Below are 13,560 nucleotides of genomic sequence, written 5' to 3'. Positions count from 1 at the left end.
CGATACGGTAGCCGTGATGAGTTTGCGCCTGGACCGGCGTCCCATGTGCCGAAAGCTCTTCGCACTGGCCACGACAATGCTGATTGTCTGCGGCCTGACACTGGCCGCACCCGCCGCCGCCGACTGGAATCAATGCGCGCCAGCCGGCCTGGACAGCGCTCGCGTATTGCCGAAGGATCTGACCGAGCACCCGTCCACGGACGACGACGACCGGGCGACCACGGCCACCGTCCAACCGCTCGGCTCGGTGGACACCGGCGCGTTGGGGCTGGGGGCACCGGGCGTCCTGACGGTCGGCACGCTGTCGGACGCCCCGCCCAACATCTGCATCAATCCCACCGGCGATTTCAGCGGCTTCGACAATCAGCTGTTGCGCGCCATCGCCGCCAAGCTGGGCCTCCAAGTGCGCTTTGTCAGCACGGACTTCTCCGCGCTGCTCGCCCAGGTGGCTTCCCGGCGCTTCGACGTCGGCTCGGCATCGGTTAAGGCCACCGGCGCGCGCCGTCGCACGGTTTCGTTTACCAACGGCTACGACTTCGGCTTCTACTCGCTCGTCGTCCCGCCCGGCTCGCCGATCCACGCGTTCGGCGACCTCGCGGCCGGCCAGCGCATCGGCGTGGTCCAGGGCACCGTCGAGGAGTCGTACGTCGTCGAGCACTTGCACCTACAGCCCGTGAAGTTTCCCGGCTTCGCCACCCTGTACGCCAATCTCAAGACCCGCCAGCTAGATGCCTGGGTGGCGCCGGGGACGCTGGCATCGACCATAATTCGGCCGAGCGACCCGGCGGTGGTCGTGGCGAACACCTTCAGCCGGGGCAGTTTCGTGGCCTTTGCGGTTGCCAAGGACAACCAGCCGTTGATCGATGCGCTGAATTCGGGGCTGGACGCCGTCATCGCCGACGGCACCTGGGCGAACCTGTACTGCCAGTGGGTGCCGCGGACCATGCCGCCCGGCTGGAAACCCGGGTCCAAAGCGGCCCCGGCCCCGCACCTGCCGGACTTCGCCGCGATCGCCGCGCGCCACCATCGCGAGCCGGTGGGCCCCGCCGCGCCGATGTCGCCGTTAGACCAGTTGCGTGAGTCGTTCCTCGACTGGGATCTGTACCGGCAGGCGATCCCGGTGCTGCTCACCGTCGGGCTGCCCAACACGATGATCCTGACCAACAGCGCCCTCGTCATCGGCCTGGTACTCGGGATGCTGCTGGCAATGGCCGGAATCTCGCATTCACGCTGGCTGCGCTGGCCGGCGCGGATCTACACCGACATTTTCCGCGGTCTTCCCGAAGTGGTGATCATCCTGATCATCGGGATGGGAATCGGGCCGTTGGTCGGCGGGCTGACGCATAAGAATCCATACCCGTTGGGGATCGCCGCGTTGGGATTGATGGCCGCCGCCTACATCGGCGAGATCCTGCGCGCGGGCATTCAAAGCGTCGACCCCGGCCAACTGGAAGCCTCCCGCGCGCTCGGGTTCAGCTATGCGGCCGCGATGCGTCTGGTGGTAGTGCCGCAGGGCATCCGGCGGGTGCTGCCGGCGCTCGTCAACCAGGCCATCGGGTTGTTGAAGGCCTCCGCGCTGGTGTACTTCCTCGGCCTGGTCGCTCAACAGCGTGAGCTATTCCAGGTGGGCCGAGACCTCAACGCGCAGACCGGCAGCCTGTCGCCGTTGGTGGCGGCCGGTCTCTTCTACCTGATATTGACCATCCCGTTAACGCATTTGGTGAACTACATCGACGGCCGGCTCCGCCGTGGCCGCGCCGCCGGTGAGCCCGAAGGCCACGACCATGTGCTCGCAACGCCGTTGAGCCAGGAGATCACGTGACGGCCCACACCGCGGGACGCCCGCCAGTATCGTTGGCGGCCAAAGACATTCACCAAACGCTCGGCGGAAACCTGGTGCTGCGCGGCGTCGATCTCGAGGCCCCCGCGGGCACGACGGTCGCCGTCATCGGACCGTCCGGTTCCGGCAAGTCGACGCTGTTGCGCACCCTGAATCGGCTGAACGAGCCCGACAGCGGCGACATCCTGCTGGACGGCCGGTCGGTGTTGCGCGACGATCCCAACGAGCTCCGCCAGCGCATCGGTATGGTCTTCCAGCACTTCAATCTGTTCCCGCACCTGTCCGTTTTGAAAAACGTTGCGCTGGCGCCCCGCAAGCTGCGGCGGCTCTCCGCGGACGCCGCTCGGGACCTCGCGCTCGCCCAGCTGGACCGAGTTGGCCTGAAGCACAAGGCCGATGCCCGCCCCGGCATGCTGTCCGGTGGCCAACAACAACGGGTCGCTATCGCCCGCGCGCTGGCCATGGCCCCGCAGGTGATGTTCTTCGACGAGGCGACCTCGGCCCTTGATCCCGAAATGGTCAAGGGGATTCTGCAACTCATCGCCGATCTCGGCGCCGACGGCATGACGATGATCGTCGTCACCCACGAAATGGGCTTCGCCCGGTCGGCATCCGACACCGTTGTTTTCATGGATCGCGGCAAGGTTCTGGAATGCGGGCCGCCGGAGCAGATATTCGCGGCCGCCAAGACGGAGCGCCTACAGAGGTTCTTGTCCCAAGTGCTTTGAAATGTCGGTAACCGGTCCGGAATAGCTCCCTTGTACGCCACGCATATCGGGTTAGACTGCCGACTTATGGCGGACAGCGAATCCACCGCACCCGAGGTGACGGAGCTTGCGGAAGGTTTGCACCGCGCGCTGTCCAAATTGTTTTCGATTCTGCGCCGCGGCGACCCAAGCGGGGTCGTGGCCGGCGACCTGACGCTGGCGCAGCTTTCCATCCTGATCACGCTGCTCGATCAGGGCCCCATCCGGATGACCGACCTGGCCGCGCACGAACGGGTGCGCACCCCGACCACGACGGTGGCGATCCGCCGGCTGGAGAAGATCGGGCTGGTGAAACGCTCGCGCGACCCCTCCGACCTGCGGGCGGTGCTCGTCGATATCACGCCGCGGGGACGCGCCGTGCATGGCGAATCGCTGGCCAACCGGCACGCCGCCCTCGCGGCGATGCTCAGTCAGCTGCCCGAATCCGACCTCAACACCCTGGCAAGGGCGCTGGCGCCGCTGGAACGCCTCGGCTGCGGCGAATCGCCTCCCGCCGGGGAGCCTCCGGCGCGCAAGCAGGCCTGAAAGTGGCTGCCCCCCAAGGGGATTAGTAAGCGCTAGCATAGTTCCATAGACTGTGGTCATGCCCACCGCACTCATCACCGGCGCGAGCGGCGGTATCGGTTCCGCGATCGCCGCGGCTCTGTCGTCCACCCACACCCTGCTGCTGGCGGGCAGGTCCTCCGACCGACTCGACGCCGTCGCGGAGCGGCTTGGAGCCACCACCTTTCCGCTCGATCTGACCGACCCCGACGAGATCGAGGCCAGCTGCGAAATCGTCGACGAACTCGACGTGTTGGTGCACAACGCGGGGGTGTCCATCCCCGGCCACGTCGCCGAGTCCAACGTCGACGAGTGGCGCGCCACCTTCGCCGTGAACGTCTTCGGGGTGGTCGACCTGACGCTGGCCCTGCTGCCCGCGCTGCGGCGGGCCCGGGGACAGGTGGTGTTCATCAACTCCGGTGCGGGGCGCAATGTTTCACCGGGCATGGCCTCGTACTCGGCCAGCAAGTTCGCGTTGCGGGCCTTCGCCGACTCGCTGCGCGCCGACGAGCCGGATCTGCGCGTGACCACGATCTATCCCGGCCGCACCGACAGCGCCATGCAACGGGAACTCGTCGCATTCGAAGGCGACCAGTACGACCCGGCGAACTTCCTGCGGCCCGAAACGGTCGCGGCGACGGTCGCCAATGCCGTGGCCACGCCGCCCGACGGTCACGTCCACGAAGTGGTGCTGCGGCCGCGCAAACACTGACCGGCGCAGCTAGACGACCAGATTGACCAGCCGACCGGGAACCACGATCACCTTTCGCGGGGCGGCGCCGGCCAGGAACGCCTGCACCTTCTCGTCGCTCATGGCAGCGGCTTTCAGCGTGTCGTCATCGGCGTCGGCGGCCACCACCACCCGTCCGCGCACCTTGCCGTTCACCTGCACCGGGTACTCGACGGTGTCCTCGACGAGGTAGGTCGGGTCGGCCTCGGGGAAGGGCCCGTGCGCCAACGAGGCGGTGTGACCCAGCCGCGACCAGAGTTCCTCGGCCATGTGCGGCGCCAGCGGCGCCAGCATCAACACCAGCGGCTCGACCGCGGCACGCGGCACCAACCCACGGTGCTCTTTGGTGAGGTGGTTGGTGTACTCGATCAGCTTGGCCGCCGCGGTGTTATTGCGAAGGCCCGCATAGTCTTCGGACACGCCGGCGATGGTGCGGTGCAGCGACCGCAGGGTGTCGGTGTCCAGGCCGGTGTCGTCGGCCACCCGGGCCTCGCCGGTGTGCTCGTCGACCACCAAGCGCCACACCCGCTGCAGGAAGCGGTGCGCGCCGACGACGTCCTTGGTGGCCCACGGCCGGGACGCCTCCAATGGACCCATCGACATCTCGTACACCCGCAACGTGTCCGCGCCGTATTCGTCGCAGATCTCGTCCGGCGATATCGAATTCTTCAGGCTCTTACCGATCTTCCCGAATTCCTGGGCGACCTCGACCTCGCCGTCGGGTCCCGGATAGAAGAATCCGCCGCCGCGTTCGACGACCTGCTCCGCAGGCACATACGTCCCGCGGGAGTCGGTGTACGCGAAGGCCTGGATATAGCCCTGGTTGATCAGGCGGCGGTACGGCTCGCGCGAGCTGACGTGGCCCAGATCGTATAGCACCTTGTGCCAGAACCGCGCATACAGCAGGTGCAACACCGCGTGTTCGGCCCCCCCGATGTACAGATCGACCCCGCCGGGATCGTCCGGGCCGTGCTGGGCCGGGCGCGGGCCCATCCAGTAGGCCTCGTTCTCCTTGGCGCAGAAGCGTTCCGAGTTGTGCGGGTCGGTGTAGCGCAGCTCGTACCAGGAGCTGCCGGCCCACTGCGGCATCACGTTGGTGTCGCGGGTGTAAGGCCTCAGGCCGTCGCCCAGGTCGAGCTCGACGTGCACCCAGTCGGTCGCCTTGCCCAAGGGCGGCGACGGCTCACTGTCGGCGTCGTCCGGGTCGAACAACACCGGCGAGTAGTCCGGCACGTCGGGCAGCTCGACCGGCAGCGCTGCCTCGTCGAGCGCGTGCGGTCGTCCGTCGCTGTCGTAGACGATGGGGAACGGCTCACCCCAGTACCGCTGCCGGGCGAAAAGCCAGTCGCGCAGCTTGAATTCGATGCGCGCCCGGCCGCGGCCGTCGGCCTCCAGGCGAGCGGTGATCGCCTCCTTGGCCGCGGCCACGTCCATGCCGTCGAGGTAGCCGGAGTTGACCAGCACACCGTCGCCGGCGTGCGCGGCCTGCGAAATGTCGCCGCCGGCAATGACTTCCACGATCGGCAGGCCCAACTCGTGGGCGAAGTCCCAGTCGCGCTGGTCATGCCCGGGCACCGCCATGATCGCCCCGGTGCCGTAGCCGGCCAGCACGTAGTCGGCGACGAAGATCGGCACGGGCTTTCCGTTGACCGGATTGGTCGCGTAGCTGCCGAGGAAGACCCCGGTCTTCTCCCTGTTCTCCTGGCGTTCGAGGTCCGACTTGGCGGCGATCGCGCGGCGGTAGGCGGCGACCGCCTCGGCCGGCGCGGCGGCACCATACGTCCACCGGGGGTCGGTGCCGTCGGGCCACGCGGCGGCGACCAGTTCGTCGACCAGCTCGTGCTCGGGCGCCAGCACCAGGTACGTCGCACCGAACAACGTGTCGGGTCGGGTGGTGAACACCTCGATCTCGACCGCCGAGCCATCGCGGGTAATCGCCGAGAACAGCGCCTGGGCTCCGGTCGAGCGGCCAATCCAGTTGCGCTGCATTGTTTTTACCTGATCCGGCCAGTCCAGCACATCGAGATCGTCGAGCAACCGGTCGGCGTAGGCGGTGATGCGCATCATCCACTGCCGCAGCCGTTTGCGGAATACCGGGAAGTTGCCGCGGTCGCTGCGCCCGTCGGAGGTGACCTCTTCGTTGGCCAGCACCGTGCCCAGTCCCGGGCACCAGTTCACCATCGAGTCGGCCCGGTAGACCAGCCGGTGGCCGTCGATCACGTCGGCCCGCTCCCCCGCCGTCAGCGCGGCCCAGTCCCGCCCGTCATCGAGACACCTTGCGCCGGAATCGAACTCGGCGATCAACTCGGCGATCGGTCGCGCCTTGTTGGCGGCAGTGTCGAACCAGGCGTTGTAGATCTGCAGGAAGATCCACTGCGTCCACTTGTAGAACTCGGTGTCGGTAGTCGAGAAGCTGCGCCGGCTGTCGTGGCCCAGGCCCAGCCGGCCCAGCTGGCGCCGGAAATTGACGACGTTGGCCTCGGTCCTGGTGCGCGGGTGGGTTCCGGTTTGCACCGCGTACTGCTCGGCGGGCAGCCCGAACGCGTCAAAGCCCAACGCGTGCAGGACGTTATGGCCGGTCATCCGGAAATACCGGGCGTAGACGTCGGTGGCGATGTAGCCGAGCGGGTGCCCGACGTGCAGTCCGTCGCCGGACGGGTACGGGAACATGTCCTGCACGAACAACTTGTCGGCGGGCAGCGGGCGTCCGTCGGTCGGAGCCAGATCACCGACGGGGTTGGCCACGTTGAACGTGCCGAGCTTCGCCCAGTTCTCCTGCCAGGCGCTCTCGACGCGGCACGCCAGCGCCGCGGTGTAGCGAAACGGCGGCGCATCGGAGTCCGGCGCGCCCGCGGGGGTGCCTCCGGGCGCGGTGGTCGGGGATTCGGTCACCTGAACAGGGTATAAGGGAGCCGCGGCCGGGCCGGCGGGCCACAGGTTGGTCTCGGTTGCGTTGCGCGCCGATCAGAGCTTCATCCCAGGTCGATTTCGACGCTATCCAGCGCGTTTGACCTCTGGTTACAGTCAGCCTCTACGACGGGTGCTGGGACCCGGGCCATGGGAAGGATCGACGCAGATGATTCACATCGCCCGTACATTGCGGGTATTCGCAGGAGGTCTGGCCGCCGGCGCGATCGGCGTCACGGCGTTCGCGGGCGCGACCGCTGCGGCTGATCCCGCACTGCCCGCGCTGCCCGCGCCGCCGCCCGCCCCCGCCGTCGTGACGCCGGCGCCGCAGAACATCACGGCCGCCCCCGCACAGATCCCCGGCAACCGGTTGCTGGCCGCTCCCCCGGCGGCAAATCCGGTGGCCCCGACCCCGGCAGTCGCGCCGGTGTCGCCCGCACCCGCGGCGGTCGCGCCGGGCGCGCCGCTCCCCCCGGCCCAGACCCCCGGCATCTCGGGCACGCTGCGTGACTTCCTGCAGTCCAAGGGCGTCAAGCTCGAGGCGCAAAAACCCCAGGGCTTCAAGGCGCTCGACATCACGCTGCCGCTGCCCACCCGCTGGACCCAGGTGCCCGATCCCAACGTTCCTGACGCGTTCGCGGTGATCGCCGACCGACAGGGGACCAGCATCTACACCTCGAACGCGCAGGTGGTGGTGTACAAGCTGGTCGGTAACTTCGATCCTAAAGAGGCCATCACCCACGGCTTCGTCGACAGTCAGCAACTGCCCCTGTGGCAGACCACGAACGCCTCCATGGTCGACTTCGGCGGCTTCCCATCGTCGATCATCGAGGGCACCTACCGCGACGGCGACATGCTGCTCAACACGTCACGCCGCCACGTCATCGCGACGTCTGGACATGACAAATACCTGGTGTCGCTGTCGGTGACCACCGACCGCGCGGTGGCCGTCGCGGACGCGCCGGCGACCGACGCGATCATCAACGGCTTCCGGGTGACCGTGCCCGCAACCACCGCCCCCGTACCCGGGCCGGGGACCGCTGCAGCCCCGGTCGGCATTCCCTCGCAAGCAGCCGGTGCGGCCCCGGCCGGGCTTCCCCCCCAGCCGGTCGGAGCGGCGCCGGTCGGGCTTCCCTCGCAGCCCGTCCCGCCCAGCCAGCTGGCCGCCCCCCGGCCCAACTTGTTGACCATGGTGCCGGGTTTGCCCCCGCTGCCGAACTTCTCCTTCCTGCAAGGGCGTTAACCAGCCACGAAGCGAACGCTGCCGGAGCCCGGCGCGCGAGTCGGAGCCCGGACTCGTATTGTGAGGCCATGTTGATCGCGGGCGTGGTGTGCTTGTGTGCGGCGGTGGCCTCCGCCGGGTTCGGGACCTGGTCGCTTTCGAACAACCAGACCGCCAACGGCACTCAGCTGGCGTTGCGCGCCATGGCCCCGCCCCAGTTGGCGGCGGCTGTGATGTTCGCCGCAGGCGGCGTGGTGGCGCTGGCCGCCTCCCCCGGCACGGCTTTGGTGGTGTTGATCATCTGCGTCGCCGGCGCCCTGGGGACGCTTGCCACCGGGTCGTGGCAAAGCGCGCGCTTCGCGCTTCGCAGTGAAGCCGCGGCGCCCGACTGCGCCGGCAGCTGCGCCGTCTGCACGCAGTCCTGCCGCTGACGCCCTTACCGCTCGAGCCGTCATGCTGAAACGGCTGTCTGCGCTGCCGATCGATTTCTTCCTGCTGGCCCTGGCGGCGACCGTTGCGTTGGCCGCCCTCCTCCCCGCGCACGGCGAGGCCGCCGACGCCGTGTCCGCCGCGGCGAAAGCGGCGATCGCGCTGCTGTTCTTCCTCTACGGCGCCCGGTTGTCCCCCGAGCAGGCCTGGCGCGGTGTCCGGCAGTGGCGGCTGCACCTGCTGGTGCTTGCCACGACGTTCGTCATCTTCCCGATGCTGGGATTGGCCGCCCGAGCCTTGGTGCCCTCGGTGCTGACCATCGACCTGTACAACGGCCTGCTGTTTCTATGCCTCGTCCCGTCGACGGTGCAATCGTCCATCGCGTTCACCTCGATCGCACGGGGCCCCGTCTCGGCCGCCATCGTCAGCGCGTCGCTGTCCAACATCCTCGGCGTGGTGCTGACGCCCCTGCTGGTGGTGCTGTTGATGACGACCACCGGCGCGCCTCGGGTCGACGCCACCGCGATCCGCGACATCATGGTCCAGCTGCTGCTGCCGTTCGCGGCCGGCCAGCTGGCGCGCCCATGGGTCGGCGGGCTCATCGCGCGGTACGCGGCGGCGCTGAAGGTGGTGGATCGCGGATCCATCCTGCTGGTGGTCTACACCGCCTTCTCGATGGGCGTCGTCAAGGGGATCTGGGTCAGCGTGAACGTGTGGCGACTGATCTCGGTCACCGTCGTCGCCGGCGTACTGCTGGCGCTGGTGCTCGGCGTCACCACCGTCATCGGCCGGCTGGCAAGGCTCGACCGCGGTGACGCGATCGTCCTGCTGTTCTGCGGGTCGAAAAAGAGCCTGGCGTCGGGGCTTCCGATGGCGCTGGTGCTTTTCCCAGCTGCCACAGTGGGTTTGACCATGTTGCCGTTGATGATCTTTCACCAGATCCAGCTGGTGGTCTGTGCGGTAATCGCCAGCCGGCTCGGGCGGGACGCCGAAGTGGCCGCCAAGGCAGGGGAGGGGTACTAGTTTCGGCTGACGTCGATCGGGTGGGTGGCAAGCAGGGACAGCGGCAGCGGCTGCCGGCGCAGCACCTGCCCCCACAGATCGGCCCTGGGCCCGGCAAGAACGTCAGATGGCAACGCGGACAACACAATCCAGTCGTCGCGCTCGATCTCGCCCTCGAGCTGACCGATGGTCCAGCCGGAGTATCCGGCGAAGATCCGTACGCCCTCGAGCAGCGGGGCGATCAGGTCCGGCTCGGCGTCCAGATCGACCATCACTATGCGGCCATCCACATGCCGCAGGCCCGGCACGCCCTGCGGGTCGGCGCCGATCCGAAGCGCCGCCAGACAAAGGGCCGCGTCACGCTTGACCGGCCCGCCGATGAACATGGTCTTGGGTTTGGCCGACAGCTTGGCCCATTGCGGCAGCACGTTGTACACCGCGGTCTCGCTAGACCGGTTGAGCACGACACCCAGTGTGCCGCCGTCGTTGTGCTCGACGATATAGATCACGCTGCGCCGAAACGTCGGCTCGAGAAGATCGGTGTTGGCCAGCAGCAAAGTGCCGGCACGCACCCGCTGCGCGGCGGGTGCTATGTAGTCCTCCGGATCTTCTGGCGGCATCAGACCATCATCGCACCTTCGTAACGTCGGCCGGTGCAATCGAGCGCGGCCGATACATATTTGTACTGTTGGCGATGGCGCCCAACCCCACCCGCGGAAGTCGGTTCTGTGATTCAATCCCGGATGCAGTCACCCGCATTCGTCGACCTATGGCGGTCGGTGCGTGGTTTGCCGAACTTCTGGCGGCTGCTCCAGGTGCGCGTAGCGAGCCAGTTCGGCGATGGCCTGTTCCAGGCCGGCCTGGCCGGGGCGCTGCTGTTCAACCCGGATCGCGCCGCCGACCCGATGGCCATCGCGCGCGCGTTCACGGTGCTGTTCTTGCCCTACTCCCTGCTGGGGCCGTTCGCCGGCGCGCTGATGGACCGCTGGGATCGGCGGCTGGTGCTGGTCGGTGGCACCGTGGGCCGCCTGATCCTCATCGCCTGCATCGGCACCATCCTGGCGCTGCGGGCCGGCGACATACCGCTGCTGATCGGCGCGCTGGTCGCCAACGGCCTGGCCCGGTTCGTCGCGTCCGGGCTCTCGGCGTCCCTGCCCCACGTGGTACCGCGGGAGCAGGTGGTCACCATGAACTCGGTGGCCACCGCGTCCGGTGCCTTCGCGGCGTTCCTCGGCGCCAACTTCATGCTGGTGCCCCGCTTTTTCGTCGGCGCCGGCGACGAGGGCGCCTCGGCGATCATCTTCATCACCGCGATTCCGGTTTCGATTGCGTTGCTTTTGACGTTGCGGTTCGGCTCGCGGGTGCTGGGCCCGGACGACACCAAACGCGCGATCCACGGATCGGCCGTCTACGCGGTGATCACCGGCTGGCTGCACGGCGCGCGGACGGTCCTGCAGCGCCCGACGGTCGCGGCCACCCTGTCCGGCCTGGCCGCGCATCGCATGGTGATCGGCATCAATTCGCTGGTGATGCTGGTGCTCGTCCACCATTTGCCCGGTCCTCGCCCGGCGACCGGGGGCCTGGGCATCGCGTTGCTGTTCTTCGCAGCGGCCGGCCTGGGGGCGTTCCTGGCCAACGTGTTGACGCCGTCGGTGGTGCGCCGCTGGGGGCGCTACGCCACGGCCAACGGCGCGCTGGTGGCGGCCGCGGTGATCCAGATCCCGGGCGCCGGGCTGCGGCTTCCGGTGATGGTGGTGTGTGGATTTTTCCTCGGCCTGGCCGGTCAGGTGGTCAAGCTCTGCGCCGACTCCGCGATGCAGATGGACGTCGACGACGCGCTTCGTGGACACGTGTTCGCGGTGCAGGACGCGCTGTTCTGGGTGGCGTTCATCGTCTCGATCACGGTGTCCGCGACGCTGATTCCCGACGACGGGCACGCGCCGGGGTTCGTGCTGTTCGGCTCGGTGCTGTACCTGATCGGGCTCGCCATGCACGCCGTCATCGGCCGTCGCGGCCTGCCGGCGGACAGTCGTTAAGGTACATACGTGACCGCTGCCGAGCCGATGGTGGCCGACCTGCGTGCCGAAAGCGACGACCTCGACGCGTTGGTGGCGCCGCTTGCGGCGGACCGCTGGGCCGATCCGACGCCCGCGCCGGGCTGGACCATCGCCCACCAGATCGGGCACCTGTTGTGGACCGACCGGGTCGCGCTGACCGCGGCCACCGACGAGGCCGGCTTCGCCGCCGTGCTCGAGGCCGCCTCGGCCGATCCCACCGGGTTCGTCGACGCGGGTGCCGAGGAACTTGCCGCCCTGGCACCGGCCGAGCTGCTCACCGACTGGCGGGCGACGCGCGCTCGGCTGCACGACACCCTGCTGACGGTGCCCGACGGTCGCAAGCTGCCGTGGTTCGGGCCACCGATGAGCGCGGCGTCGATGGCCACCGCCCGGTTGATGGAGACGTGGGCGCACGGACTCGACGTTGCCGACGCGCTCGGCGTCAAGCGGACCGCCACGGAGCGGCTGCGCTCGATCGCGCACATCGGGGTGCGCACCCGCGATTACGCGTTTGCCGTCAACAACCTGACGCCGCCGACGGAACCGTTCCTCGTCGAGCTGCGCGGGCCCGGCGGCGACACCTGGTCCTGGGGTCCGCCAGACGCCGCCCAGCGCGTCACCGGCTCCGCCGAGGACTTCTGCTTCCTGGTGACCCAGCGTCGCCCGTTGGGGGCGCTCGACATCGTGGCGCACGGTCCCGACGCGCAGCGGTGGCTGGGGATCGCGCAGGCCTTCGCCGGCCCGCCCGGCCCGGGTCGGTAAGCCGTTACGGCGCGCTGAGTTTCTGAAACCAGGCGAGGTGATAGTTCGCCGCCACCGGGTCTCCGGTCGCGGCGGCTTCGGTGGCGGCCAGCAACAAGCAGTTGAGGAAGAGCGCGGGATCGACGTCCGGGTACTGAATCAGGAGCTGATAGCGCGCGGTGTCGAGATGCACTCGCAGCAAGTCGATTTCTTCCTCCACGACCCCGGTTCCGGCGGCGGCGGCCCTGGCCAAGGTGTGCACCATCCGCGGCAATCCGTCCCGCCAATGTGTGGCCTGGCTCAGCTCCCATCCGAGATCGTCGACCGCGGGCAGCTCGCGGGGCTGCGCCGACGCCTTCGTCTCGGCGAAGTCGTCCAGCCGGCCCAAGGAGTCGCCCGGCGCGTAGGTGACTGCCTGCTCGGTCTCGCCCAGGAGGGCGGAAACCTTGCCGGTGCGTCGCTCCGGTTCCAGCAACCGCACGCCCTGCGGGATCGCGATGCCCGGCGGTATCCAGCCGTGGGCAAAGTCGGTGACCAACACGGTGGTGCCGTCGTGACGATCACCGACCGCCCAATTCAGGCGCGGCTCCTGATGCACCACGAACGCGAGGAGCCGCCGCAGCCGCTCGTCGTCGGATTCGCGTGCGGCCGCGGTGACCGGGGCCGCTGGAACTTCCGGGGGCTGCGTGGCTTCGGGCGGCGGCGCGGGAGGCGCCTCGCCGTCGTCGTCGCCGGAGGCTCGGTGCCGACCCTCGGCGGTTTCGGGTGTCTCCCCTTCGGCGGCCACCGCGGCGCTCGCTTCCGGGGCGTCCGCGTCCGCGAGGGCCGGGACGATCTGCGTCTTCTCCAGATCGGCGCCGTTGAGGCTTTCGGCATCCCGCGGGCGTTCGCGTTCGGCGGGCGCCTCGGCCCGCACCGCGTGCAGCTGCCGAATCGTCGACTCGACGCGGCGCGCGGCGCGCGCCCGCGCCTCGTCGATGACCCTGGCTTCCTCCGCCTGGCGGGCGAAATCGGCCATTCCCGCCAGCTTTATGGTCCGCAACTCGTCGTTGGCGCTTCGGGTAATCCGCTGCAGGTCGTCCTTCAGATGCTTTGCGAGAGTGCCGGTTTCGTCGGTCGCCGGGGACAGCTCGGCAGGCCAAAGCCCACCTGTCACCCATGGGGTGCAATCCACAGGAGAGCTGAAGGCGGGAATCGTGAGCGATTCCCGGGTAGCTCTCCGGAGGCGCTGGCGCGCCGTCATCCGACCGAAGATCGCCACTGGCCAAGCCTACCGGGATCCATGGGTGCGTCCATTCAGCAAGTGAATTGTGCAGCTGCGA

Annotated in this window: 12 protein-coding genes; 9 read left to right on the top strand and 3 right to left on the bottom strand. The window is 68.6% G+C overall.

Annotated features, from left to right (window positions below):
• The first annotated feature begins 16 nt into the window (after positions 1-16).
• The 4 genes from AC5Y2S_RS04565 to AC5Y2S_RS04550 all read left to right on the top strand — a co-directional run bounded on the left by AC5Y2S_RS04565 (position 17) and on the right by AC5Y2S_RS04550 (position 3,862).
• On the top strand, positions 17-1,822 hold the full coding sequence (locus AC5Y2S_RS04565) for an ABC transporter substrate-binding protein/permease (protein WP_499954080.1): 1,806 nt from the start codon (positions 17-19) through the stop codon (positions 1,820-1,822).
• Positions 1,819-2,568, top strand: a complete 750-nt coding sequence (locus AC5Y2S_RS04560) for an amino acid ABC transporter ATP-binding protein (RefSeq protein WP_499954078.1) — start codon at positions 1,819-1,821, stop codon at positions 2,566-2,568. The genes AC5Y2S_RS04565 and AC5Y2S_RS04560 overlap by 4 nt, the downstream gene beginning before the upstream one ends.
• A 66-nt stretch (positions 2,569-2,634) precedes the next feature.
• A complete protein-coding gene (locus AC5Y2S_RS04555; RefSeq protein WP_068111922.1) occupies positions 2,635-3,132 on the top strand; it encodes a MarR family winged helix-turn-helix transcriptional regulator in 498 nt (165 codons plus the stop codon).
• A 58-nt stretch (positions 3,133-3,190) separates the two neighbouring features.
• A complete protein-coding gene (locus AC5Y2S_RS04550) occupies positions 3,191-3,862 on the top strand; it encodes an SDR family oxidoreductase (protein ID WP_499954076.1) in 672 nt (223 codons plus the stop codon).
• A 9-nt stretch (positions 3,863-3,871) separates the two neighbouring features.
• Here AC5Y2S_RS04550 and leuS read toward each other — a convergent pair whose 3' ends face one another.
• Positions 3,872-6,772 (bottom strand): leucine--tRNA ligase, encoded by a 2,901-nt coding sequence (gene leuS, locus AC5Y2S_RS04545; protein WP_499954074.1) that lies wholly within the window; start codon positions 6,770-6,772, stop codon positions 3,872-3,874.
• 184 nt (positions 6,773-6,956) lie between these two features.
• Between leuS and AC5Y2S_RS04540 the strand changes: the two genes are divergently transcribed.
• The 3 genes from AC5Y2S_RS04540 (at position 6,957) to AC5Y2S_RS04530 (ending at position 9,461) form a co-directional block, all read left to right on the top strand.
• Entirely contained in the window at positions 6,957-8,030 is a 1,074-nt protein-coding gene (locus tag AC5Y2S_RS04540; RefSeq protein ID WP_499954072.1) for an LpqN/LpqT family lipoprotein, read from the top strand.
• Between the two features lie 68 nt (positions 8,031-8,098).
• Positions 8,099-8,440, top strand: a complete 342-nt coding sequence (locus tag AC5Y2S_RS04535) for a hypothetical protein (RefSeq protein WP_499954070.1) — start codon at positions 8,099-8,101, stop codon at positions 8,438-8,440.
• Between the two features lie 25 nt (positions 8,441-8,465).
• Positions 8,466-9,461 carry a bile acid:sodium symporter family protein gene (locus AC5Y2S_RS04530; protein ID WP_499954380.1) on the top strand — a complete coding sequence of 332 codons (996 nt, stop codon included), beginning with the start codon at positions 8,466-8,468 and terminating at the stop codon, positions 9,459-9,461.
• Here AC5Y2S_RS04530 and AC5Y2S_RS04525 read toward each other — a convergent pair.
• Entirely contained in the window at positions 9,458-10,060 is a 603-nt protein-coding gene (locus tag AC5Y2S_RS04525; protein ID WP_066941215.1) for a YqgE/AlgH family protein, read from the bottom strand. The two genes, AC5Y2S_RS04530 and AC5Y2S_RS04525, sit on opposite strands and share 4 nt — an antisense overlap.
• A gap of 123 nt (positions 10,061-10,183) precedes the next feature.
• Between AC5Y2S_RS04525 and AC5Y2S_RS04520 the strand changes: the two genes are divergently transcribed.
• Both AC5Y2S_RS04520 and AC5Y2S_RS04515 read left to right on the top strand, forming a co-directional pair.
• Positions 10,184-11,476: an MFS transporter gene (locus tag AC5Y2S_RS04520; protein WP_499954068.1), complete on the top strand. Its 1,293-nt coding sequence runs from the start codon at positions 10,184-10,186 to the stop codon at positions 11,474-11,476.
• A gap of 27 nt (positions 11,477-11,503) precedes the next feature.
• A complete protein-coding gene (locus tag AC5Y2S_RS04515; RefSeq protein WP_499954378.1) occupies positions 11,504-12,259 on the top strand; it encodes a TIGR03084 family metal-binding protein in 756 nt (251 codons plus the stop codon).
• A gap of 4 nt (positions 12,260-12,263) precedes the next feature.
• Here the strand turns inward: AC5Y2S_RS04515 and AC5Y2S_RS04510 are convergent, their stop codons facing one another.
• The gene (locus AC5Y2S_RS04510) at positions 12,264-13,499 is read right to left on the bottom strand and encodes a DUF5631 domain-containing protein (protein ID WP_499954066.1); all 1,236 of its coding nucleotides are present in this window, start codon (positions 13,497-13,499) and stop codon (positions 12,264-12,266) included.
• Between the last annotated feature and the right edge of the window lie 61 nt (positions 13,500-13,560).

The organism is Mycobacterium sp. NGS69 (genome assembly GCF_059812165.1).
The sequence above is the reverse complement of the archived record's forward strand: the minus strand, read 5'-3'. Positions and strand labels throughout refer to the sequence as shown.

Bases quoted from the DNA above. Each gene is read 5' to 3' on its own strand.
- AC5Y2S_RS04520 (WP_499954068.1), top strand. From the start codon at position 10,184: ATGCAGTCACCCGCATTCGTCGACCTATGGCGGTCGGTGCGTGGTTTG.
- AC5Y2S_RS04540 (WP_499954072.1), top strand. From the start codon at position 6,957: ATGATTCACATCGCCCGTACATTGCGGGTATTCGCAGGAGGTCTGGCC.
- AC5Y2S_RS04555 (WP_068111922.1), top strand. From the start codon at position 2,635: ATGGCGGACAGCGAATCCACCGCACCCGAGGTGACGGAGCTTGCGGAA.
- AC5Y2S_RS04565 (WP_499954080.1), top strand. From the start codon at position 17: ATGAGTTTGCGCCTGGACCGGCGTCCCATGTGCCGAAAGCTCTTCGCA.
- AC5Y2S_RS04525 (WP_066941215.1), bottom strand. From the start codon at position 10,060: ATGCCGCCAGAAGATCCGGAGGACTACATAGCACCCGCCGCGCAGCGG.
- AC5Y2S_RS04535 (WP_499954070.1), top strand. From the start codon at position 8,099: ATGTTGATCGCGGGCGTGGTGTGCTTGTGTGCGGCGGTGGCCTCCGCC.
- AC5Y2S_RS04515 (WP_499954378.1), top strand. From the start codon at position 11,504: ATGGTGGCCGACCTGCGTGCCGAAAGCGACGACCTCGACGCGTTGGTG.
- AC5Y2S_RS04550 (WP_499954076.1), top strand. From the start codon at position 3,191: ATGCCCACCGCACTCATCACCGGCGCGAGCGGCGGTATCGGTTCCGCG.